Here is a 21,776-nt window from a genome sequence, read left to right on the forward strand (position 1 = left end):
CGAACATGCGACGGCGCCGCAAGCCTCCCCGAAGGGCGCTCGCGGCGCCGCCGGCGGAGCCGTAAGCCGAGTTCTGTTCGGCCTGGTGGCCGAGCGGTCATCTCTCTGGGATGGCGGTCGCCCGCCACCTCGTGCAGCCTACCCGCGGCTCGCCGTTGCCGGCGCTGTCGGTCCGGGCCGGACCTCGCCGCCTATTTGGCCTTGCTCCGGCTGGAGGTTGCCGTGCCGCGCCCGTTGCCGGACGCGCGGTGGGCTCTTACCCCACCATTTCACCCTTACCTCGCCCGAGGGCGGGGCGGTGTCTTTTCTGTGGCCCTTGCCGTCGCCTCGCGGCGCCCAGGTGTTACCTGGCAGCCTGCCCTGTGGAGCTCGGACTTTCCTCGGACCCCGAAGGGCCCGCGACCGCTGCGCTCCGCCCTGCAAGATACCGCCGGCCCTGAGGGGAGACAAACGCGCCGATCCGCCGTGCGCAACTGGGTGACGCGGCGGTGACGGGCGCACGTAGCGTGTCACGCGCGTCCCAGCGAGGAAGCCGATGCCAGCCGCGGCCGCTACCGTAGCTACCGTTCTCCTGCCCGATGAGCGGCCGCGCGTCGAGGCGGCGGGTCAGGACTGCTACGTGGCGGTGCACGGCGATACGCTCGACGACGCCATCAGGCAGGTGCGCAGGCGTCGGGTGGACGCCGTCTTCCTCTCCGTCCACCGGTGCGACGATGCGGCCTTCCCGCGCGTCGCGCAGTTCGTACGGGAGTTTCCCCACGTGCCGGCGGTGGCTCTCATCTCGCGGCCCGACCTGGAGGCGCCGCACCGCGTGCTCGGCCTCGGGGCTTCCGGCGTGCGGGACGTAGTGGACGTGTCGGTGCCGGCAGGGTGGGGACGGCTGCGGGACCTGCTGCGCGAGCCCAGCTCGCCGGTGGCCGCCCGGGTGATGGGGGCGATCGACCGGGACCTCGACGGCGTCCCGCCCGACTGCCGGCTGTTCTTCGAGGTGGTGGTGCGGCGCGCGCCGGAGCTGCGAACGGTGAAGCGGCTCTCCGTGGCCCTGCGCGTGGTGCCCAGCTCGCTGATGTCGCGGTTCTACCGGACCAACCTGCCCTCGCCCAAGACCTACCTCGCGCACGCCCGACTGCTGCACGCCGCGCACCTGTTCCGCAACGGCGGACTCTCCATCGCCGACATCGCCAACCGGCTCGAGTACTCGTCACCCCAGAGCTTCGGACGGCACCTGCGAGCGCTGCTCAACCTGACGGCGGGCGAGTTCCGGCGCCGCCTGCCGTTCGAGACCGCGCTGAACCGCTTCCGCGAGCGTCTCATCACCCCGTACCGGGACCGGCTGCTCGCGTTCCATCCTCTCGGAACGCGGCCCGGGGATCACGGACAGAGCCCGGCGTGAGCCGCCGGTTCCGCGGGGAGGTGTGGCGCCGGGAGGCGCGCCGGGCGCGGTCAGTCCGTCGTGGCCAGCAGCTCCTGCAGGCGGCAGAGGGCCCGCACCGGACTCCCGGCGCGCTCGAGAACCTCGCGCCCCCCTTCCTCCCGGTCCACCACCGCGAGGACCCCGGCCACCAGTCCTCCGGCTTCGCGGACGACCGTCGCGGCCTCGAGCGCCGAGGCGCCGGTCGTGATCACGTCCTCGACGACCACGACACGAGCACCGGGCTCGAAGCATCCCTCGATGCGATTCCGGGCTCCGTGAGCCTTGGCCTGCTTCCGCACGGTGAAGGCGTGGATGGGGGTCGCGGTGGAGACGCTGGCGAGGGCGATGGCATAGGCGACCGGGTCCGCGCCGAGCGTCAGCCCGCCGACCAGGCGCGGGTCCCAGCCCGCCGCTCGGATCGCGGCGAGGCCGAGCGCGCCCACGAGCGCGAGTCCGTCCGCGTGCATCGTAGTGCGGCGGCAATCGACGTAGTAGGGAGAGCGACGCCCGGAGGCGAGCACGAAATCACCGCGAAGGACGGAGCGGGCCCGCAGCAGAGCCAGTAGGCGCGCCCGTGCGTCCGGTCCGGGCGCGGTCACGCGATCAGGTACGGGAGCCGAACAACCCCTTGATCGAGCCGAGCAGTCCGGCACGGGGCACGTCCAGGGGCTGGGTGGCGGCGGCGGCGAACTCGTCGGCGAACGCGGCGACGGTCGGCTGCCGCCGCGCGGGCTCGCGACTGAGGCCCTTCATGACGGCGTCCTCGACGGCCCGGGGAAACACCAGGTCGCGGCGGGCCTGCGCAAGCGGGATGGGCGGCTGCGTCAGCAGCTGGTGGAACAGCTCGCGCGGGGACTTCGCGACGTAGGGTAGCTGCGCGGTAAGGAGGAAGTACGTGATCGTGGCCAGCGAGTAGATGTCGGCGCCCTCGCCGACCAGCTCGCCCGAGAGCGCCTCGGGCGCTACGTACTGCAGGGTGCCCACGAAGAAGCCGGTCCGGGTCAGGCGCTCGGCTGGCGCCAGATCGGCGTCACGCGCGATGCCGAAATCGAGCAGCCGCGCCCGCTGCGTCCGCGGATCGTAGATGATGTTCTCGGGCTTCAAATCGCGGTGGATGATGCCCGCGGCGTGCGCGGCGGCGAGGCCGTCGGCCACGTGGCGCACGATGGTTGCGGCGAGGGGAAGCGCCACCGGGCCGGAGCGCCGGACGAACTTGGCGAGGATCTCGCCCTCCGCCCACTCGAGCGCCAGGTAGTGCAGCCCTCCCGGGGCCTCGCCGAACTCGAACGTCTGCACCACGGCGGGATGAGCGACGCGGGCGCCGTACTCGGCTTCCCGGAGGAAGCGTTGAACCGCCGTGCGGTCCGCGCGGAGCTTGGACCGCAGGATCTTGACGGCGCAGACACCACGGCTCGAATGCTGAGCACGGTATACCGTCGCCGTGCCCCCTTCACCCACTCGTTCGAGCAGATGGTAGCCGGCCACGACCGTGCCGGTCAGGTCTTCGGACTGCATTGGATCGCGCGAATGTTACCGTCCTCGTGCGGAGGCGGCAAGTGAAGGCGTGACCGCGCCTTGACTGGGCTGGGCCCGGCTCCGTAGCTTGGCCGCAAGGTCGCATCCCCCGTCGCGTCGAGGCACCACACGTCCAGCGTCGTCCGCCGCGCCGTTATCGCCTCCGCGCTCCTGGCTGCGCACGCGTGTGGGCCGTGGCAGCGCGTCGGGGCGCCCCCGCCCAAGGCACCCGCCACGGAGCAGGTGGCCGCCCTGTTCGATCCGACCATCGTGTACCGCCGGCTCGGGTACGTCACCGGCACGGGGCAGATTCGGTTCATCGGCAACGTACGCCTCCTCGCGGGCCCGACGCCCGACACCGCGCTCGCCGTCATCGCGCTGTCCATGCAGAACCGCTACTTGGCGTTCCAGCGAGATGCGGACGCCTTCGCCGCCACCTACCGGGTCGAGCTGGCATTCCGGCAGGGGACCATGCTCGTCCAGCAGGTGGTGCGTGACCAGCGGGTGGTGGTGGGCACGTTCGCGGAGACGCAGCGGGCGGAGGAGAGCATCATCTACCAGGGGTTCTTCCCGGTGCCGGCGGGGATGTATCGGCTCTCGATCGTGGTCCGCGACCAGAACGGCCCGGGCGTGGGACGCTACGAGGGCCCGTTCAGCGTCCCGCAGCTGGAGGCCCCGGCGATCGCCACCCCCATCGCGGTCTACCGGGTCACGCCGCGCACCGATCGCGCCGCGACGCCTGACCTCGTGGCGAATCCGCGGAGCACGGTGGACTACGGCACCGACTCGCTGCGGTTCTACGTCGAGACGTACGGCCTGCCGGCGGGGAGCCGGTTGGTGACCGCCGCGCTCGACAGCGCAGAGCAGCCGGTGTGGGCGGACACGACGGCGATCGACTCCACGGTGGCCCTGCGGCCGTTCGTGTATGCCGTGGCGCCGTCGCGGCTCACCCTGGGCCGCCACGAGCTGCAGGTCGGAATCGCGGGCGGCGGCGTCGTCGCGAGGGCCACCTTCCTCGTGGCGTTCTCCGGCCAGTGGATCGCGGCGAACTTCGACGAGATGCTGTCGCTGCTCCGGTACTTCACGACGCCGGACTCGTTGAAGGCGCTGGCGCGGGCCGCTCCGGACGACCGCGCGGCGGCGTGGCGGAAGTTCCTGCACGATACGGACCCCAACCCCGCGACGCCCGAGAACGAGGCACTGGATCGCTACTTCGCTCGGCTGCTCGCGGCCAACGAGCAGTTCCGCGACGAAGGGACGCCCGGCTGGCTCACCGAGCGCGGCGAGGTGTTCATCACGCTCGGCACGCCGGACCAGATCATCGACCCGCATCCGGATTATCGGGGACGGGGCCGGCTCATCGAGTGGACCTACGATCAGTACAACCTCGCCCTCTATTTCGTTGACGACGCCGGCTTCGGCCGACTGCGGCTCGATCCGGAGTCCCGCTCCGAATTCGAACGGGTCGTCAACCGCCTGCGCCGCTCCCGGTGACGCCGGTCCCGGGAGCGACGGCTTCCGGATCGGTGGAACGGGGTGGTGGCGGTTCGGCCGGCGCCAGCGAGCTGCGGCGACGCGCACTCCACGTGGCCGCCGGAGGACTGGGGCCGCTGGCGGTGGCGGCCGGGCCGCGACCGTCGGCTTGGGGCTTCATCGTGCTCGTCGTGGCTGCGGGCGTCGCCGAGGCGGGCCGGCTTCGCTGGCCGGCGGTCCGTGCGCGGTTCCAGCGGCTGGCGGGTGGGGCCTTCCGGCCGGCCGAGTCCCGCACCGTCAGCGGCGCATCCATGCTCGCGGTGGGGTTCGCCCTGACCTGGTGGCTGTTTCCCTCGGGCGCCGCGGAACGCGCCATCCTGGTCGCGGCGCTCGCGGACCCGATGGCCGCGGCCGTGGGCTCGCGCTACGGCGCCGGCTCCCGGAAGTCGTGGGTCGGCTCGGCCGCGTGCGCGGTGACGGCGGCGCTGGTGCTGCTGCTCACGGGCCTGCCGGCCGCACGCTCGGCGGCGGCCGCCCTCGTCGCGGCCGGGATGGAGCGGGCGCCGTGGCCCGGCGCGGACAACGTCGCGATCCCGCTCGGCGTCGGCGCGGTGCTCTGGTGGCTGGGCTGACCACCGCCGTGCCGGACGGACGATGACCGACCTCGCCCGCCTGTACCTGGTCGACGGCTACGCGCTCGTCTACCGCGCCTTCTTCGCCATGCTCAGCCGGCCGCTCACCACCAGCCGGGGCGAAAACACCTCCGTGGCCTGGGGCATCACCAACTTCCTGCTGCGGCTGTCCGAGCAGCACCGGCCGGAGTACGTCGCCTGGGTCCACGACGCAGGCACGAGCTTCCGGCACGAGCGCTACCCGGAGTACAAGGCGACCCGCGAGAAGCTCGACGCCGAGCTGCAGCAGGACTTCGACCGGTCCCTCGTCCGCGTCGAGGCGTTGCTGCGCGCCTTCCGGGTCCCGCTGGTGGCGCTCGACGGCTACGAGGCCGACGACGTGATCGCGACCCTCGCCGAGCGCGGAGTGGCCGCCGGCCTCGACGTGGTGATCGTCTCCGGCGACAAGGATTTCTACCAACTGGTCGGGCCGCACGTCGGGCTCCTGAACCCGGGCCGCGGCGGACCGGCGGCGGTCGAGGAACAGGTGGTGACGGCGGCGAACGCGGCCGAGCGCCTGGGCGTTCCACCGGAGCAGACGGTGGACTTTCTCTCCCTGGTGGGCGACGCCGCCGACAACGTGCCCGGGGTCCGGGGCGTCGGCGAGAAGACGGCCGTCAAGCTCCTTCAGCAATACGGCACCCTCGACGCGATTCTGACCCACGCCCCCGAGGTGGAGTCCAAGCGGGTGCGGGAGGCGCTGGTCCAGGACGCCGACCGGGCGCGCCTGTCGCGGGATCTCGTGACGCTGCGACGCGACGTACCGGTGCAGTTGGAGCTCTCGGCCCTCGCCGCGCAGGCCCCCGATCGCGCGGCACTGCTCGCCCTGTTGTCGGAGCTGGAGTTCCAGTCGCTGGTGCGGTCGCTGGACGCAGCCGGCGGGGACAAAGCAGCCGCCGGGGCGTACGGCGTCGTCACGACGGTGGAAGAGGTCGACGCCGTTGTGCAGCGCGCGCGGGCCGCGGGGACGCTCGCGCTGGCCGTCGCCGGCACCGCGCGCGACCCGATGCGCGCCGACCTGGTCGGCCTTTCGATCGCGGTTGCGCCCGGGGCGGCCACGTATCTGCCGTTCGGGCATCGACCGCCCACCGACATCCTCGCGCACGCCGAGGTGACGAACCTGCCACGGCCGGACGTCCCTGCCCTGCGGAATCTCGTGGCGCTCCTGGGCGATCCGGCGGTGGCCAAGGTCGGCCACGACCTCAAGTACGGCTGGCTGGTGCTGCGTCGCGCCGGCGTGGAACTGCGCGGCGCCGCCTTCGACACGGCGATCGCGAGTTTCATGGTCGACCCGGGCCGGCGGTCGCACGCACTCGATGCGCTCGCGTTGGAGCACTTCAACGTCCGGCTCCGTCCGTTCGAGGAACTGGTCGGGAAGGGGCGCGAGGCGCGGAGCTTCGCCGAAGTGACGGTGCGTGAGGCCGCGGAGTACTGGGGCGCGGCCGTCGACTACGCGCTCCGGCTGCGGGAGCGCTTCGCGCCGACGCTCGCCGACCACGGCCTCGAGCGGTTGTTCCGTGAGGTGGAGGTGCCCCTCATCGGCGTCCTGGCGGACATGGAGTGGGAAGGGATCGCGATCGATCGCGAGCACTTCGCGCGGCTCGCCCGCGAGATGCGGATCGAGCTGGGGGCGATCGAGCATCGCATCTGCGAGGAGGCGGGCGTCACCTTCAACCTCAATTCGACGCCGCAGCTGCGCCACGTGTTGTTCGAGAAGCTGCAGCTGCCGGTGCTGAAGAAGGGGAAGACGGGCGCGTCCACGGACGCCGAGGTGCTCGAGGACCTCGCCGCGTCGGGTCACGCCGTGCCCCGCCTGCTGCTCGAGTACCGCGAGATCTCCAAGCTCCTCACCACGTACCTGGACGTGCTGCCGGGCGAGGTGAACCCGGCCACCGGGCGGATCCATACGTCGTTCAATCAGAACGGCGCCGCCACGGGGCGGCTGAGCTCGAGCGACCCCAACCTGCAGAACATCCCGGTGCGCTCGCCCCGGGGAGAGGCCATCCGCCGCGGGTTCGTCCCGGGCCCGGGCCATCGGTTCATCGTCGCCGACTACTCGCAGATCGAGCTGCGGCTCCTGGCGCACCTGTCCGGGGACCAGGCGTTCGTGGACGCCTTCCGCGCCGGCGGCGACATCCACCGCCAGACGGCGGCGCTGATCTTCGGCGTGGCGCCGGACGCGGTGACGCCGGACATGCGCGCACGGGCCAAGACGATCAACTTCGCCACGATCTACGGCCAGGGCCCCCATGCACTGGCGCGGCAGCTCAACATCGAGTACGACGATGCCCGGCGCTTCATTGACGACTACTTCACCCGGTTCGCGGGGGTGCGCGCCTGGCTGGACGGCACCGTGGCCGAGGCCCGCGCGCGCGGATACGTCGAGACGATCTTCGGCCGGCGCCGTTACGTGCCGGAGCTGCGGGACAAGAACTTCAACATCCGCGCCTTCGGCGAGCGGACCGCGACGAACTCGCCGCTGCAGGGCTCGGCTGCGGACCTCATCAAGGTGGCGATGATCGGGGTCAGCCGCGCGCTGCGCGCGACGTACCGGGCGCATCTGGTGTTGCAGGTCCACGACGAGCTGCTGGTGGAGGCGCCGGAGGCCGAGGCCGAGCCGGTCGCCCGCCTGGTCAAGGAATCCATGGAGAAGGCGGCAGCCCTGCGGGTGCCGCTGGTGGCGTCCGTCGGCATCGGCGAGAACTGGTTGGACGCGAAGGCCGGCTGAGTTCTTGCTGGGTTCCGGCGGCCGCGGTACAATAGCGCAGCCGGCCCCGACGGATGGCCACGAGGGGATTCTGGGACGTGGGAGGAGTGAGGCGGTTGCGCTGGTTCTCCAGGGCCGGGCGGTTAGCACCGAGGTGAGCTGGCAGGAATTTCCCCGTCGGCGCGACGGCCTGCTGCACGCCCTGGACGGCGGCCTCTGGCTGCATCGCTTCACGCTCGACGACCGGCCCATGGCGCACCTGGTGAGCAGCGACCGGGAACGGTTGATCGCCTGGGGCCGGGCGGTCGGCCTCGATGCCCGGTGGCTGCAGTACAAGCCGCTGCGGGATCCGAGGACGGGGACCCGCGTGGCGGCCTGGCACTGGGATCTCTGGGGCGACCTTCTGCCGCCGCGCTGAACTGGCCCGAGCGCGCGTGTCCCCGCCGAGTCGCCGCGCGGGCCCGCTGGGGGGTGTGCCGATGCGATTCGCGCGCTGCTCGTTGATGTTCGTCGCGTTGGCGGCCTGCACCGGCCGGCAACGGGCCGGGGCGGCCGGCGACGACGTGGTGGCGAGTGCGGCCCGGCCCGGCGTCCCGCCGTATGCGGTCAGCCAGTTCGCGCGCATCCTGCGGCACTCCGCAATCGGAATCTCCCCCGATCGCCGCTGGGTGGGGTTCCGGTCGGACGTCACCGGTCGCAGCCAGATCTGGAAGGTCTCGGCGAAGGGCGGGTGGCCGCTGCAGCTGACCTTCGGCGACACGCCGGTGGCCGGTGCCGCGTGGGCCAAGGACGGAGCCAGCCTGGCGTTCGAGCAGGACTCCGGCGGCAACGAGCGGTACCAGCTCCTCTCCGTGCCGAGTGCGGGCGGAGAGCCAAGGCAGTTGCCGGGAGCACCAGGGGCCCGCGAGCAGCTGGTCGGATTCTCGGAGGACCGGCGCTACCTGGCCTACACGTCGGACTCCGGCCGCCCGGGTCATTTCGACTTGTGGATCCGTGATCTGACCACCGAGCGGGCGCGCCGGGTCACGTCCGACTCGACCAGCACGATGGGCGGCGTGTGGTCCCACGACAGCCGCTTTCTCGCGCTCGTCCGGACCAACGACTTCGCCAACGTCGACGCCGTCCTGTTCGACGTGACCGCCGGGAGCAGCCGCTTGCTCACGCCCCATGCCGGCTCGAAGGCCTACACCCCGGTCGCTTTCTCCCCTGACGACCGCGAGCTCCTGCTCATCTCCGACGCACAGGACGGTCTCCCGCGGCTGGCGATCGTCACGGTGGCCACCGATTCGCTGCGCTGGCTGGACACGGGGGCTTGGCCCGTCGAGACGGCCGGGTGGTCGGTGCACGGGAACATCGCGTACTCCGAGGACGTGGACGGCCGGGTCACCACGTACCTGGTGCATCCGGACGGCTCTCACCGACTGCGCATCGGCCCGACGCGGGGCGCGACGACGTTCGAGGAATTCTCCAACAACGGCAACTTGGTGCTGTTCTCGCACTCCGACGCGACCCATCCCAGCGACCTGTGGTTGCACGACATCGCCCGTGACACGGCGTGGCAGCTGACCTTCGCGCAGGTCGGCGGCGTGGACCCGGCGAACCTGCCGCCCGCCGCGCTGGTGCACTACCCCACCTTCGACGGGCGCAAGATCTCGGCGTTCGTGAGCGTACCCTTCAATCTCCAGAAGGACGGATCGAATCCCGCGATTGTCATGGTGCACGGGGGGCCGTCCGGTCAGTGGACCGACGCCTTCTCCCGCGACGTCGCCTACTACGCCAGCCACGGGTACGTGGTGATACGGCCGAACGTCCGCGGGTCCACCGGCTACGGCAAGACGTTCGAGGATCTCAACAACGGGGATTGGGGCGGCGGTGACCTGAAAGATCTCGTGGCAGCGGCGGATTATCTGGTCTCGACCGGCTACGTCGCGCGCAGCAAGATCGCGCTCCTCGGCGGGAGCTACGGAGGCTACCTGACGCTGGCCGCGCTCGCCTTCACTCCCGAGCGCTGGGCGGCCGGCGTGGACCTCTACGGCATCAGCTCGCTCGCCACGCTGGCGCGAACCACCGAGCCGCTGCTGCTGCCGTACCTGACGCGCGAGCTGGGGAGCCTCGGCGCCGACCCCGCGCGGCTGGCCGAGCGCTCACCGCTGTCGCGGGCTGCGGCGATCCGCGCGCCGCTCCTGATCCTCCAGGGCGACGACGATCCGCGCGTGCCGCTGGCGGAGAGCCGCCAGATCGCGGACGCGATCCGTCGGCGGAAGGGTGTGGTGGACCTCATCGTCTATCCGGGCGAGGGGCACGGATTCCACAAGCTGGAGGATCAGCTGGACGGGATGCGGCGGGCGGTCGAGTTCCTCGACCGCTACGTCAAGGGCCGGGGCTAGCAGCCGGCGGCGCGCCGCCGCCCGGGCGCGAGTGGTCCCGGTCGCCGCGGCGGTAGCCGGGCCACCAGTTGAGGCGCCCGGCCAGGTGCATGACGCCGGGGACCATGGCCACGCGGATCAGGGTGGCGTCGAGCAGGACGGCGACGGCCAGTCCGAAGCTGATCATCTGCACGGCCATGACCCGCGCGAAGGCGAAGGCGCCGAATACGAGAATCATGATGAGCGCCGCATTGGTGATCGTCGCTCCGGTCGCGGTCAGGCCGTTGACCGTGGCCTCGTCGTTATCCCGCGACTCGTCGAACTCCTCCTTGATCCGCGAGAGCAGGAAGACCTCGTAGTCCATCGACAGCCCGAACACGATGGCGAACACCAGCACCGGGCTGAGAACGAAGATGGCCTGCGTGGGGCCCGCCAGCCCGAACAGCGCCCCGCCCACGCCCCACTGGAAGACCACCACCGTCATGCCGAAGGCCGCCGACACGGACAGCGAGTTCATCACGACGGCCTTGATCGGCACGAGCACGGACCGGAACACCAGCGCCAGCATCACCCCGGTGACGCCGAGCACCAGGACCACGAGCAGCGGGAAGAGGCCCAGCACCTTGTCGCGGAAGTCGAGGTTCGACGCGGAGAAGCCGCCGATCAGCATGCGCGCGTGCGCCAGCGTCGGGAGCCGCCGCGCGTCGATGCGCCGCACCTCGCGTACCGCCTGGAGGGAGCCGTCGAGCGAGACGGTGTCGCGAAGCACGACGTCGAGCAGGGTGGCCGCCCCGTCCTGGCTGACGAAGGTGCGGAACACGTCCGGCATGCGCTGCCGGGCACGCGCCGTATCGGCGTACAACTCCACGTATTGCCACAGCGGAATGCCCGGACGCAGGTCGACCATGCCGCGCACCTGGGCGACCCGCGGGTTCGCCCGGATCGAGTCCGCCAGCGCGCGCAGGCCGCGGAGCCGGTCCACGTCGAGCACGGCGCTGTGGTCGGTCATTTCCACGACCACCTTGAGCGGCCGCAGGGTGCCGCCGTGGCCCATGTCCTCGAGCACCGCGAGCCCGCGCCCGGAGTCCGTGTCGGTGGGGAACCAGCTGACGACCGGCAGGCCGATCCGCAGCCATGCCGCGGGCAGGGCCAGCGCCACGATGAGCGCGCCGGAGATCGTCACGGCGCGCCAGGGATTCCGCGCGATGCTGCGGGCATAGCGGTTCCAGCCGCGGCCGAACCGCAGCCGCCGGAGCCGGCGCGCCAGCCACAGGGGCCGATCCACGTGGTGCCCGAGGATCGCGAGCACGGCCGGGAGGAAGGTGACCGACAGCAGGATGGAGGTCGCCACCACGAACAGGCCGGCCAGTCCGATCGAGCGGGTTTCCTGGAGCGGGACCATCATCAGCGCCACGAACCCGATCATCACCGTGCCGCCGGACGTGATCACCGTGCGCGAGGCCGTGCGGATCGTCTCGGCGGCCGCCTCGAACCGGTTCTGCGCGTAGTCCATCTCTTCGCGGAAGCGCGTGACGACCAGCAGCGAATAGTCGATGCCGACGCCGAGCCCGATCATCGTGGTGAGGTTGAGCGCGAAGATGGACATGGGCACGATCTCGGCGGCGATCGCGACCAGGCCCAGGCTGACGGTGATCGCGATGAATCCGACGGCGATGGGCGCCAGCGCGGCGACCAGGGCGCTGAACGCCACCACCAGCAGCAGCATGGTCAGCGGGATCAGCCGCTGCTCCATGAGGCGGGAGTCGTCGGCCGCGATGGTCCGGATGTCGTAGTCGAACGCGGGATCGCCCGTCAGGTACGTCAGGAAGTCGGAGCCGAACCGGCGCTGCACGCTCTCGACCGCTTCGCGAAGCCGCGGCGTGTCGGTGGTGGCGGAGCTGTCCGCCGAAAGACCGACCAGCACGAAGGTGACTCGGCCGTCGCGGCTGCGAAACGCCTCGTCCTCCGAGTTCCGCCAGTTCAAGGTCTGGAGGACGAACGGCAGCCGCCGCAGGGCGGCCGTGATCGAGTCCACGTACGCGGCGTAGCGGTGAGTGCGCAGTGTGAGCGAGGGGTGCCGGATCGCCACTGCCGCGAAGGCGGCGTACGGCGATTCGAACCTGGTCCGGATGAGGTCCTCGGCGACGGTGGATTCGGAGCGCGACAGGTTCTCGCCGCCGACGTGCAGCCGCTCGTGCAGATGACGCCCCAGCGGGGCCATCGCCGCGGTGAGGGCGACCCAGGCGAAGACGATGGGCCAGCGCCAACGTACGACGGTCTTGGCGGGCAGTCGGATCACGCAGCAGCCCCTGTCTACGCGGCGCCGGGCCGGCGGCCGAGTGGTCCACCGGTGGAGCGGCGCATATTGCGCTGTAAGGCGATGATTCGCAAATGCCGCGTTTGCCCGCCGGTGCCGGAACGGACAGATTGCGTGTCCGTGACATCGTCCAACTCACGCAGCGTAGTGATTCCGGCGCTGGCCCTGCTGCTGGTCGCCGCGGTCGCGACGGACCTCGCGCGCCGGCTCCTCGGGCACACCGGGGCGCCCGGCCCGGCGGCTCCAGTCCAGCTCCAGCCCGACTCCAACGCCACGGTGGCCGGCCGGGCCGGCCGGGAGGCGCACCCCCCCGGTACGGCCGCCACCGATCGCCTCGATTCCGCCGCGCGGGCGGACGCCGTGCGCCGCATCGAAGTCGAGGGGGCCGGCACCTACCTGCCGGCCATGCTGGCGGAGAACGATTCGGCCCTGCACCGCTGGGCGGACGAGCGCGCGACGCGCCCGCTGCGGGTGACCGTATTGCGCGGCGACGGCGTGCCGGGGTTCCGGGAGACGTTCCTCGCCAACGTCGCGTGGGCCATCGGCCGCTGGAACGGCGTCGGCCTGCCGGTATGGCTCGAGCAGAGCCCCGACTCCGACGGCGCGGACATCGTGATCGCGTGGGCGGACCGGCTGGACAGCAATCGCACGGGCAGATCCGATCTGACGTGGCAGCGACGGGGCCCGCTCGTACGAGTCCGCGTCACACTCGCCACCCACCTGCCCGACGGCCGTCAGGTGCAGCCCTCGCAGATGGTATCCCTCGCGCTGCACGAGCTCGGCCACGCCCTCGGCCTTGGCCACTCGCCGGTGAGAACGGACGCGTTATACCCCGAGACGTCGGCCACCGACCTGACGGCGCGCGATCGGCGCACCGCGACGTTGCTCTACTCCATCCCCCCGGGCTCGTTCAGGTAGCTGCCGGCCGCGCGCTCACCGCGCCCCGGCTCCGGGCGCCGTCTGCGCCGCGGCCGCCATCCCGAGGCGGTAGCCGAACTCCGCATAGCGTACCAGGCCCGAGAACGGAAAGTCCGACGCCCACTCGTCGCCGGGCTGATGGTAGTGGTCCCATCGCTTGCCAAGCGCCTGCGACGCTTCCGCGCTGAGCCCCTCGTATGGGGCCGCCGGGACGAGGAAGACAGCGGGCACGCCGAGCCTGAGCAGCGGGAAGTGGTCGGAGTTGGGGCTCGCCGGAGCCAGCTTCGCGTCCCAGCCCGCGCGGCGGGCGACCGCCACGGCGAGCAGTCCCAGCGGAGAGCGGTCGCCCCCGGCAACCTGCCAGTGGTTCGCCGGCGCGGGCGGCGCCCCCGCGTCGAGGTTGATCTCGGCGACGACGTGGTCCAGAGGCACCAGGGGGCGGGCGGCGAAGAAGTCGGAGCCCAGCAGTCCTCGCTCCTCGCCGGTCGGCCACAGGAAGAGCACCGAGCGCGCCGGCCGCGGGCCGGCGGCCATCGCCTTGGCGATGGCGAGCAGCATCGCGCAGCCGGCCGCGTTGTCGGAGAATCCATTGTAGATGGAATCGCCGCGCTGGTCCGGCGTCGAGATCCCGAGGTGATCGAGGTGCGCCGTGTAGGCGACGAACTCGCCACGCAGCGCGGGATCCGAGCCCGACAGGATCGCGGCCACGTTGCGGGAGACGAGCGGGTGCGAATGGAGCCCCAGACGGACGGCCACGGTCCGGCCCGGCACCAGCGCCGGTCGGTCCGCCGGCGAGCCCGCCGCCACCGCTGGCACGAGCGCGAGACTCAGCGCCGGACTCGCAATCACGTCCGGTATGGGGGGGATGAACGACGAGACCGCATGGACGCTGTCGGCGATGAAGATCCGCGACGGCCCCCGGCTGCGGACGTACAGGGCGTACGTGCCGGTGTCCGAAGTGAGCTGTATCACGCCGGTGGCGCCGCGCGCGCGCAGCGTGTCGGCGGCGGCCATGTCGGAGCCGAACGGCCCGCGGACCAGGGCGACTCGTCCGCCGAGGTCGGGCAGGTCCGTCGGACGCGCGAGCACGTCGCGCGCCGATCCCACGTAGGCCAGCTGCCCCGAGAATGGGACGAGCGTCGCCATGGTCCCGACGTTGGGGATGAAGTCGCGCGGCGTCGAGAACTCGCGGGATGCGGGCGCGAGGGAGTCCACCGCCAGCGACAGCCCCGTGGACGAGGTATCGATCTGCGCCTCGGTGAGCGGCACGACCTGGAAGTAGCTCCCATCGGGCCCGGCGCCCTGCAGGCCCAGGGCCAGGGCCTGGGCGGCGAGGTACAGCGCGGCGACATCGTTGCCGCGCCGTCCGGTTCCCCGGCCCTCGAGCAGGTCGTGCGCGAGGAAGTAGGTGTGCGCCCGCAGGGCCAACGAATCGATCAGCGGCGGGCGTGTCGGGCGCGCGTGGCTCGGCTGGGCGACGGCCGGCGCCGCGGCAAACACAAGGGCCATAACGAGTTTCGATGTCATGGATTGATGCTACCGGCACCCCTGGCGCCACGGCAAGCGCTTGGTCAGTATTCGCCCTATGGCGGCGAAAATCCCTCGTCGGCTGGTTCCGGTGCTCGAACGCACCCAGGCTCGCGCCGCGACCCTTCAGGACGAGCTCGACCGGCGGGCGAAGCCAGGCGAGTTGTGGCACGCTGAAGGTGCCGACGGCTCGGTCCGATGCGTGGCGTGCGGGCATCGATGCCTGGTTCGCGAGGGCCGCCGCGGCATCTGCAGGGTTCGCTTCAACCAGGCCGGGACGCTCTACGTACCCTTCGGCTACGCCGCGGGCGTGCAGGTGGACCCGGTCGAGAAGAAGCCCTTCTTCCATCTCCTGCCCGGATCCGATTGCCTGACGTTCGGCATGCTCGGGTGCGACTTCCACTGCGGCTACTGCCAGAACTGGCTGACTTCGCAGGCCCTGCGTGACGCCGAGGCCGGCAGCCCCGCCAGTGACGTCCCGGCCGAGACGCTCGTGGCTCTCGGGCGGCATCACGGGGCGGCGGTCATCGCGTCGTCGTACAACGAGCCGCTGATTACGGCGGAGTGGGGCATGGAGGTGTTCCGCCACGCCCGGGCGGCGGGCCTCAAGACCGCGTTCGTCTCCAACGGGAACGCCACCGCCGAGGTCCTCGACTACATCCGCCCCTGGACCGACGGCTACAAGATCGACTTCAAGGCGATCCAGGACCGCGCCTATCGGTCCCTCGGCGGGGTGCTGCAGCACGTGCTCGACGCCATGCGCATGGTCCAGGATCGCGGGTTCTGGTCCGAGATCGTGACGCTCGTGGTGCCGGGCTTCAACGACGCGGTCGACGACCTCAGGCGGATGGCGGACACCATCGCTGCGATCTCGCCCGCCATCCCCTGGCACCTGACGGCGTTCCATCAGGACTACAAGATGACGGACCCGCGAAACACGACGACGGAGGACCTGATCCGCGCGTGCGAGATCGGCCGCGACGCCGGGCTCGAGTTCGTCTACGCAGGCAACCTGCCGGGCCGGGTGGGCCGGTGGGAACACACCTGGTGTCCCGACTGCGGCGACCTGCTCATCGAGCGGTACGGCTACCAGATCCGCCAGCAACGCGTCACACCTTCCGGACTCTGTCCTTCGTGCGGGGCCCGCATCCCGGGGATTTGGGCGTAACCGCGGAGTCGAGCCCCGGCCGCCGCCGGGGGGCCACCGTCTCCACGCCGTCGCCGGAACCGCACGCCCGCTGGACTCTCATCTACGATGGTCAGTGCCGCTTCTGCCTTGGCTGGATCGCTCTGATCCGGCGCTGGGATCGCGCGGGGCACGTGAACCTCGTACCGCTCCAGGATGGCGCGGCTTGGGCGGGGTTAGCGGGGCTGTCGCGGCAGGCGCTCGAGACGGCGGCTCATCTCGTGGGGCCGCGGGGTGCGACGTACGTCGGGGCGGCGGCCGCCGGTCCGCTGCTCACGCTGCTGCCGGGCGGGCGGGTCCTCGCGGCCCCGCTCGCTTTGCCGGGCGCGGAACGAATCGCGGCCGCCGTGTATAGGTGGGTGGCGCGGCGCCGGCATCGCCTCGGCTGCGGCTCGCAGCGGTGCCACCGCCACGATTGATGCGGCTGCGACGAGAGGCTACGTTGCAGCATCCACCCAGGAGTTCGAGCATGGTGACCGTCGAGCAGGCTCGCGACGCACTTCGCGCCGTCAAGGACCCGGAGTTGAACCTCAACGTCATCGATCTCGGGCTGGTGTACGAGATCGAGGTGGGGGACGGCGGCGAGGTTCATGTGGAGATGACGCTGACCTCGCCCGGATGCCCGGTCGGGCCCGAGATGCTCTCCGAAGCCCACGGCGTGCTGGAGAAGCTGGATGGCGTGACGAAGGTGAATGTCGAGCTGGTCTGGGAACCGTACTGGACACCCGAGAAAATGGATCCCCGCGTTCGTTCGCTGCTCTGGGGCTAACCCGCCAGCGCCTCGAGGAATCGCTCTCCCAGCAATTCGGCCTGCCACTTCCGGAGCTCGGGAATGTCGCCGAGCGCGCCGGCTTTCTTGGGCCGGGCGCGGGCGACCGCTTCGAGCGTGCCCTTGGGGCACAGCACGCCGGGCTCCAAGTGGAGTCGTTCGGCCATCTCGTTGCGGGCCCGCTTGAGCCGCTCCACCGCCAGGTCGAACGCCGGGTCGGCGAGCCGGCGCTCGGAGCGCGGGAACCGCGGGAGGTCCTTCTCCGGCACGGTGAGACCGCGCTGGATCACGTCCAGAAGCGAGGGTCCACGCTCGGTTACCAGACGCGGCGAGAGCCCGCGCACCTTGGCCAGCTCCTCGCTGGTGCGCGGCGGCGAGGCGCTCAGCGCCAACAACGCCTCGTTCGAGACGACCCGGAAGCTGGCGCGGTCCAGGTCAGCCGCGATGGCCTCCCTCCACGGCACGAGCTCCCGCAGCACCGCGAGGCCCCGCCGGTTCAGGGCCCGCGCGCCCTTGATGCGCAGGAAGGCGCCCCCGTTGGTCTCCCCAGGCGTCCAGCGCACGCCCTCCAGGCGACGGAACTCCTCTTCGGCCCACGAGAGTCGGCCCAGCTTCTCGAGCTCCGCGCGGAGCCGCTCCCGCAGCGCGAGCAGATAGCAGGTGTCAGTCGCCGCGTACTCCAGCATCTCGGAGGGAAGGGGCCGGCGGGACCAGTCGGCGCGCTGGTATTTCTTGTCGAGGGTGACGCCGACGTGCTTCTCGAGCAGCGCCGCAAGGCCGACGGCCGGCTCGCCCAGCAGGTGCGCCGCGATGCGGGTGTCGAACAGGCGCCGCGCGTGGAAGCCGTAGTCCCGATCGAGGATCCGGAGGTCGTAGTCGCCATCGTGGAATACGACCTCGACCGCCGGATCCGCGAGCAGGGTGCCCAGCCCCGACACGTCGGTCACGGTCAGCGGGTCGACGACCGCGGTCTCGCTATGGCTCGAAAGCTGAATGAGGTAGATGCGGTCGATGTGGCGATGGAAGCTCGCCGCCTCCGTGTCCATCGCGACGAGTGGCTCGCGCCTCACCCGGCGCATCAGCGCTGCGAACTCCTCGTTGCTGCGCACGTAGCGCTGAGGAAGGCGCCGATTGGAGGTCCGCACCATGACGGTGAAGCTTGGCCGCAGTCCGAGGGTGGCGCAACTGCCGGCAACCCGAGTTATCCACCTCTCAACAGAAAAGTGACCAAAACATTCAACATCAATGTGTTGATTGTCGTTGATTCGTGCAGAAGTTCATGTAGATATTGCGACCCTATCATTAAACTATCACGACGGTGTCACGCAACATATGAGTCGTTGTCGTGACGTTCCGCGAGACGGCAACATCTCGTTCGGCGCCGGGCACGCCGGACTGGAGCGCCGTCCCATCCTGACGCTTGAGGGGGACTGGTGCGCGGCCGGCTCACGGGCGGGGCGGCGGCTCGCCTCGTTGCGACGACATGCCAAGCTAGGATAGGATGTTGCGCTTCCGGACTGGTTCGCTTGCGACCACCATCAACCCAGACGACCCGGTGAACGGACTTCCTTCGGTCGAGGTAACGGTCTATCCGTACGAGTGCGACGCGTACGGTCACATGAACCAGGCCGCCTACCTGCTGCTGTTCGAGCGCGCCCGGTGGGATGCGCTGGCAAGGGGCCCGGGGCAGGACGTGTTTCGTCGCCATGGAGTCTGGCCAGCGGTCCGCCGGGCGACAGTGGACTACCAGGCGCCGGCCTTTCCGGGCGACGTGCTGCGCGTGGATTCCGAAGTGCAGAAGGTGGGCGGCAGCTCGCTGGAGATGCGGCAGCGAGCCACGCGGATCAGGGACGATGCGCTGGTCGCGGAGCTCCAGATCCTGTTGGTGATGATCGACGAGGCGGGGAACTCGACGCCGATGCCTCCGGAGGTTGCGGCGGTCTTTGGCGCACGCCCCACGGCGCGGCCCGGTGAGATGGCGCGCCACGATGTCGGTGACGTGACCTTGGCCGTCGATGTCCGGGGCGACGGACCCGCGCTCCTGCTGGTGCATGGTTTCCCCCTCGACCACTCGATGTGGGCCCACCAGGTGGCCACCCTGGCGCGCTGGCGCCGCATCGCGCCCGACCTCCGCGGCGCGGGGGCCTCGGACGCGCCGGCGAGCGGCTACTCGATGGCGAGCTACGCCGACGATCTGGCGCGGCTGCTCGATCGACTCCACGTCGAGCGGGCGGTGGTCGTGGGGCTCTCGATGGGGGGGTATGTCGCGTTCGAGATGCTGCGCCGCCATCGCCAGCGCTTCATGGGCCTCGTGCTCATCGATTCGCGCGCGGACGCGGACGGGCCCGCCCAGCGCCAGGCGAGGGACGAGATGATCGAGCTGGCCCGGTCCCGGGGCGCGGCCGCGGTTGCTGAGCGCCTCGTGCCCAGGCTGCTGGGGCGGTCCACCCAGCAGACGCAGCCCAACATCGTCGAGCAGGTGATGACGATGGTCGCGCGGACGCCGGTCGCCGGGCTCGTGGGAGCGCTGAGCGCGATGCGCGATCGTCCGGATTCAACGGCGCTGCTGCCAGGCATCGACGTCCCGACGCTCGTCGTCGTCGGGGCGGAGGACGAGGTCACTCCGCCGGCCACGGCGCGGGCCATGGCCTCGGCCATCCCTTCGGCGACGCTGACCACGATTGCCGGTGCCGGACACCTGGCTCCGCTGGAGGCGCCCACCGCGGTCACCCGGGTGATCGCGGAGTTCCTCGAGGCGTTGCCCAGGCCCTGAGCGAAGTGGCGGGCGACGAAAAGCCGAAGCCCCGAGGCACTTGAGCCTCGGGGCTTCATCGTTGGGGCGACGTCAGCTCGTCTTCTTCTGTGGCTTGCCCGGCGGCGTCGGGCTATTGAAGACGTCCCGGTTCTTCGCGATGAAGTCCTTCCACTGCGGTGGCACGTCCTCTTCGGGGAAGATCGCGGTCACCGGACACTCCGGCTCGCAGGCCCCGCAGTCGATGCACTCGTCGGGGTGAATGTACAGCATCAGGTCGTCTTCGTAGATGCAGTCGACCGGACACACCTCGACGCAGGCGCGGTCCTTCACTCCGATGCACGGTTCCGCAATCACATACGGCATGCCCAGCTCCTCGGCCCAGGCGGTCAGACGAATCCTGATGACTTTGGCCGAAATTGAGGCCGCCCTGCGCACGCTGTCAAGTGTGGAGCGCGCGCTGCCGCAGCCCGGCGAGGCCTCGTGCCGCAAGGCGGGACCAAGCGAAAACCCTCCCGTTCAGACCGGGAGGGTTCTCGTTCGCTTCGCTTGCGGGTTGCGCGAGGAGTCGCCCCCCGCAGAGCCATGTTACGCGGGCGCCGTCACCGGGCGGTCACCAGGGGCGCCGGCGCCGGTCCGGCGGCCTGATCTCCCTGCGTGTGTGCGAGAGACTCCTGGATCGTGCGAGTGATGTGCATCGAGCAGAACTTCGGTCCGCACATGGAGCAGAACTCGGCCGACTTGAAGTACTCGGCCGGAAGCGTCTCGTCGTGGTACGCCCGCGCCCGATCCGGATCGAGCGAGAGACGGAACTGCTCGTTCCAGTCGAACGCGAACCGCGCCCGGCTCAGGGCGTCGTCGCGATCCCGGGAGCCCTTGCGGCCGCGGGCGATGTCGGCGGCGTGCGCGGCGATCTTGTAGGCGATCACTCCCTCGCGCACGTCGTCGGCATTGGGCAGGCCGAGGTGCTCCTTGGGGGTGACGTAGCAGAGCATGGACGCCCCGAACCAGCCGATCATCGCGGCCCCGATGGCACTGGTGATGTGATCGTAGCCCGGTGCGATGTCGGTCACCAGCGGGCCGAGGGTGTAGAACGGCGCCTCGTGGCAGATCTCCTGCTCCTTCCGGACGTTCATCTCGATCTGCTGCATCGGAATGTGCCCGGGACCCTCGATCATCACCTGGACGTCGCGCTCCCAGGCGCGGGAGGTCAGCTGGCCCAGCACCTCCAGTTCGGCGAACTGCGCCCGGTCCGACGCGTCGGCGAGCGATCCCGGCCTCAGGCCGTCGCCCAGCGAGAGCGAGACGTCGTGGGCGCGGGCGATCTCGAGCAGCTCGGCGAAATGGGTGTAGAGGGGGTTCTGCTCGCGGCGCTGCATCATCCACGCCGCCAGCAGGGAGCCGCCGCGGCTGACGATGCCGGTGACGCGCCCGAGCGCGAGGCCGAGGTGCTCCCGCAGGATGCCGCAGTGGACGGTGACGTAGTCGACGCCCTGCCGGGCCTGGTGCTCGATGTTGTCGAGCAGCATCTGCGGCGTGATGTCCGCGACGTCGTCCACCTGCTGGATCACCTGGTAGATCGGCACCGTGCCGATCGGCACCGGGCTCGCCGCGATGATCGCTTCGCGGATCTCGTCGATGCCGCCACCCGTCGAGAGGTCCATTACGGTGTCGGCGCCGAAATGCACGGCGAAGTGCAGCTTCTCCAGCTCGCCGTCCACGTCGGAGGTCACGGCCGAGTTGCCGATGTTGGCGTTGATCTTGACCCCCGCCACGGTGCCGATGCCCATCGGGTCGAGACGTCCGGCCAAGTGGTGCACGTTCGCGGGGATGATCAGGCGGCCTCGGGCCACCTCGCTGCGGATCGTCTCCGGGTCGAGACCCTCGCGCTCCGCCACACGGCGCATCGCGTCCGTGGTCTCGCCACGGCGGGCATGGAACATCTGGGTGACGCAGGCGCTCATGGCGTGCTCCCGTGCGGCCAAAGCAAAACGCCTCCCGCGTCGGGCAGGGGCCCCGAGGGAAGCGTCTTTGACCTGGAGGTGACTCCCTACGCCGGTCTGAACCGGGTCAGGTTCAAAGGGTCTGATCTCAGCCCGCCGAGGCGGGCACCCCTGTCATGGAATCCAATGTAGGACCGCAGGGATTCCGGGACAAGCGT

General features: G+C 70.7%; 17 protein-coding genes, 1 other RNA gene and 1 riboswitch. Of the genes, 10 read left to right on the top strand and 8 right to left on the bottom strand.

Annotation, left to right across the window (positions count from 1 at the left end; all coding sequences use genetic code 11):
* Positions 1–46: 46 nt before the first annotated feature.
* An RNA gene (rnpB, locus tag VMF70_04260) (RNase P RNA component class A) lies at positions 47–419 on the bottom strand.
* Positions 420–535: 116 nt separating this feature from the next.
* Between rnpB and VMF70_04265 the strand changes: the two genes are divergently transcribed.
* Positions 536–1,393 (top strand): helix-turn-helix domain-containing protein, encoded by an 858-nt coding sequence (locus tag VMF70_04265; protein HTT67219.1) that lies wholly within the window; start codon positions 536–538, stop codon positions 1,391–1,393.
* Positions 1,394–1,443: 50 nt separating this feature from the next.
* Here the strand turns inward: VMF70_04265 and pyrE are convergent, their stop codons facing one another.
* Both pyrE and VMF70_04275 read right to left on the bottom strand, forming a co-directional pair.
* Positions 1,444–2,067, bottom strand: coding sequence for an orotate phosphoribosyltransferase (pyrE, locus tag VMF70_04270; GenBank protein HTT67220.1), 624 nt, complete (start codon positions 2,065–2,067; stop codon positions 1,444–1,446).
* Positions 2,018–2,929, bottom strand: a complete 912-nt coding sequence (locus VMF70_04275) for a serine/threonine-protein kinase (GenBank protein HTT67221.1) — start codon at positions 2,927–2,929, stop codon at positions 2,018–2,020. The genes pyrE and VMF70_04275 overlap by 50 nt, the downstream gene beginning before the upstream one ends.
* 243 nt (positions 2,930–3,172) lie before the next feature.
* On the opposite strand from VMF70_04275, the gene VMF70_04280 reads away from it, so the two are divergent.
* The 5 genes from VMF70_04280 (at position 3,173) to VMF70_04300 (ending at position 10,167) form a co-directional block, all read left to right on the top strand.
* Positions 3,173–4,423, top strand: a complete 1,251-nt coding sequence (locus VMF70_04280; GenBank protein ID HTT67222.1) for a GWxTD domain-containing protein — start codon at positions 3,173–3,175, stop codon at positions 4,421–4,423.
* Positions 4,424–4,515: 92 nt separating this feature from the next.
* Positions 4,516–5,034 (top strand): hypothetical protein, encoded by a 519-nt coding sequence (locus VMF70_04285; protein HTT67223.1) that lies wholly within the window; start codon positions 4,516–4,518, stop codon positions 5,032–5,034.
* Between the two features lie 22 nt (positions 5,035–5,056).
* Positions 5,057–7,801 carry a DNA polymerase I gene (gene polA, locus VMF70_04290; protein ID HTT67224.1) on the top strand — a complete coding sequence of 915 codons (2,745 nt, stop codon included), beginning with the start codon at positions 5,057–5,059 and terminating at the stop codon, positions 7,799–7,801.
* A gap of 133 nt (positions 7,802–7,934) precedes the next feature.
* Positions 7,935–8,198, top strand: coding sequence for a hypothetical protein (locus VMF70_04295; protein HTT67225.1), 264 nt, complete (start codon positions 7,935–7,937; stop codon positions 8,196–8,198).
* Between the two features lie 61 nt (positions 8,199–8,259).
* Positions 8,260–10,167 carry a S9 family peptidase gene (locus VMF70_04300; protein HTT67226.1) on the top strand — a complete coding sequence of 636 codons (1,908 nt, stop codon included), beginning with the start codon at positions 8,260–8,262 and terminating at the stop codon, positions 10,165–10,167.
* Here the strand turns inward: VMF70_04300 and VMF70_04305 are convergent.
* Positions 10,151–12,445 carry an MMPL family transporter gene (locus VMF70_04305; GenBank protein ID HTT67227.1) on the bottom strand — a complete coding sequence of 765 codons (2,295 nt, stop codon included), beginning with the start codon at positions 12,443–12,445 and terminating at the stop codon, positions 10,151–10,153. The genes VMF70_04300 and VMF70_04305 overlap by 17 nt on opposite strands.
* A gap of 165 nt (positions 12,446–12,610) precedes the next feature.
* Here VMF70_04305 and VMF70_04310 point away from each other — a divergent pair, with 165 nt between their 5' ends.
* Positions 12,611–13,381 carry a matrixin family metalloprotease gene (locus VMF70_04310; protein ID HTT67228.1) on the top strand — a complete coding sequence of 257 codons (771 nt, stop codon included), beginning with the start codon at positions 12,611–12,613 and terminating at the stop codon, positions 13,379–13,381.
* A gap of 15 nt (positions 13,382–13,396) precedes the next feature.
* Here VMF70_04310 and VMF70_04315 read toward each other — a convergent pair whose 3' ends face one another.
* The gene (locus VMF70_04315; GenBank protein HTT67229.1) at positions 13,397–14,890 is read right to left on the bottom strand and encodes a M28 family peptidase; all 1,494 of its coding nucleotides are present in this window, start codon (positions 14,888–14,890) and stop codon (positions 13,397–13,399) included.
* 109 nt (positions 14,891–14,999) lie between these two features.
* On the opposite strand from VMF70_04315, the gene amrS reads away from it, so the two are divergent.
* Together amrS and VMF70_04325 are read left to right on the top strand one after the other, a co-directional pair.
* Positions 15,000–16,076, top strand: a complete 1,077-nt coding sequence (gene amrS, locus VMF70_04320; protein ID HTT67230.1) for an AmmeMemoRadiSam system radical SAM enzyme — start codon at positions 15,000–15,002, stop codon at positions 16,074–16,076.
* Between the two features lie 487 nt (positions 16,077–16,563).
* Positions 16,564–16,863, top strand: a complete 300-nt coding sequence (locus tag VMF70_04325; protein HTT67231.1) for an iron-sulfur cluster assembly protein — start codon at positions 16,564–16,566, stop codon at positions 16,861–16,863.
* On the opposite strand, the gene VMF70_04330 is transcribed toward VMF70_04325, so the two are convergent.
* Positions 16,860–18,011 carry an HRDC domain-containing protein gene (locus tag VMF70_04330; protein HTT67232.1) on the bottom strand — a complete coding sequence of 384 codons (1,152 nt, stop codon included), beginning with the start codon at positions 18,009–18,011 and terminating at the stop codon, positions 16,860–16,862. The two genes, VMF70_04325 and VMF70_04330, sit on opposite strands and share 4 nt — an antisense overlap.
* A 407-nt stretch (positions 18,012–18,418) precedes the next feature.
* On the opposite strand from VMF70_04330, the gene VMF70_04335 reads away from it, so the two are divergent.
* Positions 18,419–19,636, top strand: coding sequence for an alpha/beta fold hydrolase (locus VMF70_04335; GenBank protein HTT67233.1), 1,218 nt, complete (start codon positions 18,419–18,421; stop codon positions 19,634–19,636).
* A gap of 72 nt (positions 19,637–19,708) precedes the next feature.
* Here VMF70_04335 and fdxA read toward each other — a convergent pair whose 3' ends face one another.
* The gene (gene fdxA, locus VMF70_04340) at positions 19,709–19,981 is read right to left on the bottom strand and encodes a ferredoxin (protein ID HTT67234.1); all 273 of its coding nucleotides are present in this window, start codon (positions 19,979–19,981) and stop codon (positions 19,709–19,711) included.
* A gap of 236 nt (positions 19,982–20,217) precedes the next feature.
* Entirely contained in the window at positions 20,218–21,579 is a 1,362-nt protein-coding gene (gene thiC, locus VMF70_04345; protein HTT67235.1) for a phosphomethylpyrimidine synthase ThiC, read from the bottom strand.
* A gap of 66 nt (positions 21,580–21,645) precedes the next feature.
* Positions 21,646–21,741, bottom strand: a riboswitch (TPP riboswitch).
* Positions 21,742–21,776: the final 35 nt, after the last annotated feature.

The organism is Gemmatimonadales bacterium (assembly GCA_035502185.1).
Taxonomy (GTDB): Bacteria; Gemmatimonadota; Gemmatimonadetes; order Gemmatimonadales; family JACORV01; genus Fen-1245.

What these genes read in the sequence shown, in the direction of transcription:
- VMF70_04265 (HTT67219.1), top strand. Translation starts at nt 536, where the DNA reads ATGCCAGCCGCGGCCGCTACCGTAGCTACCGTTCTCCTGCCCGATGAG.
- VMF70_04315 (HTT67229.1), bottom strand. Translation starts at nt 14,890, where the DNA reads ATGGCCCTTGTGTTTGCCGCGGCGCCGGCCGTCGCCCAGCCGAGCCAC.
- polA (HTT67224.1), top strand. Translation starts at nt 5,057, where the DNA reads ATGACCGACCTCGCCCGCCTGTACCTGGTCGACGGCTACGCGCTCGTC.
- VMF70_04300 (HTT67226.1), top strand. Translation starts at nt 8,260, where the DNA reads ATGCGATTCGCGCGCTGCTCGTTGATGTTCGTCGCGTTGGCGGCCTGC.
- VMF70_04330 (HTT67232.1), bottom strand. Translation starts at nt 18,011, where the DNA reads ATGGTGCGGACCTCCAATCGGCGCCTTCCTCAGCGCTACGTGCGCAGC.
- thiC (HTT67235.1), bottom strand. Translation starts at nt 21,579, where the DNA reads ATGAGCGCCTGCGTCACCCAGATGTTCCATGCCCGCCGTGGCGAGACC.
- VMF70_04275 (HTT67221.1), bottom strand. Translation starts at nt 2,929, where the DNA reads ATGCAGTCCGAAGACCTGACCGGCACGGTCGTGGCCGGCTACCATCTG.
- VMF70_04325 (HTT67231.1), top strand. Translation starts at nt 16,564, where the DNA reads ATGGTGACCGTCGAGCAGGCTCGCGACGCACTTCGCGCCGTCAAGGAC.
- fdxA (HTT67234.1), bottom strand. Translation starts at nt 19,981, where the DNA reads ATGCCGTATGTGATTGCGGAACCGTGCATCGGAGTGAAGGACCGCGCC.